General features: G+C 72.5%; 1 protein-coding gene. It reads left to right on the forward strand.

From position 1 onward, the window contains the following. Positions 1-265 (forward strand): band-7 C-terminal domain-containing protein (locus CVH10_RS21355; protein ID WP_369335949.1); only part of this gene is annotated, 265 nt, incomplete at both ends.

The following is a 265-nucleotide window of genomic DNA, read 5'->3' on the forward strand; positions in this document are numbered from 1 at the left end:
CAGATCAACATCGCCACCGGCGAACGCGAGGCCTTCATCGCCCGCTCAGAGGGCGAGAAGCAGGCGCAGATCAACAACGCGCAGGGCGAGGCCGCTGCCATCACCGCGGTCGCCACCGCCACGGCGGACGCCATCGAACGCGTGGCCGCCGCCATCCGCCAACCCGGCGGCGAACAGGCGGTGCAGCTGAAGGTGGCCGAGCGCGCGGTCGACGCCTACGGCACGGTCGCGGCCGCCGCCACCACCACGCTGATCGTGCCCAGCA

Origin of the sequence: Halomonas sp. ND22Bw, assembly GCF_003011945.1 — a bacterium.
Taxonomy (GTDB): Bacteria; Pseudomonadota; Gammaproteobacteria; order Pseudomonadales; family Halomonadaceae; genus Halomonas; species Halomonas halophila.